The sequence below is a fragment of the Flavobacterium aureirubrum genome (genome assembly GCF_038739835.1).
In the GTDB taxonomy this organism is placed as follows: domain Bacteria; phylum Bacteroidota; class Bacteroidia; order Flavobacteriales; family Flavobacteriaceae; genus Flavobacterium; species Flavobacterium aureirubrum.
This window is the reverse complement of record NZ_JBCGDO010000088.1, coordinates 1-535: the sequence shown is the minus strand read 5'-3', so window position 1 is coordinate 535 and position 535 is coordinate 1. Positions and strand designations below refer to the sequence as shown.

The 535-nt window shown below is 46.7% G+C and carries 1 protein-coding gene; it reads left to right on the top strand.

Going from position 1 to position 535, the window contains the following annotated elements:
* Window positions 1-530, top strand: a 530-nt coding sequence (locus WFZ85_RS16060) for a T9SS type A sorting domain-containing protein (protein ID WP_342697264.1), incomplete at its 5' end; no start/stop codon positions are given.
* Window positions 531-535 lie beyond the last annotated feature (5 nt).

The window sequence follows — 535 nt, the reverse complement described above, 5'->3', positions numbered from 1 at the left end:
AAAGTAATGGTACACTCTGGGCATGGGGTCGCAATGATAAAAGCCAGTTGGGCGATGGCACCACCATCAATCGAAGACAACCCATACAAATAGGCACCGATACTGACTGGGTAGCAGTACAAGGCGGTCTTAGGCACGCCATAGCCCTAAAAAGCAATGGCGCACTTTATGCTTGGGGAGAAAACGCGTTTGGTGAACTGGGCAATGACAGCGATATTCCCGCTACCACACCACTGTTAATTCCTGTAGCAGGCTGCAGTCTTGATGTAGCGACGTTTGATAAAGATATATTCACCCTAGCCCCCAACCCGGCAAAGAGCGAGGTAAATTTAACTTACAGCGGTGTAGCGGCTAAGGCTACCGTTAGTTTATACGACCTTTCGGGTCGTGAACTCGGCACCTTTGACGTAAGCCAAACCACTGGCACACTCACAATGAACACCCAGCACTATCCTAATGGTGTATACCTTATAGTAGTGTATCACCAAGACCGCATTATAGCACAAAAAAAACTATTAATTACCCATTAACAATA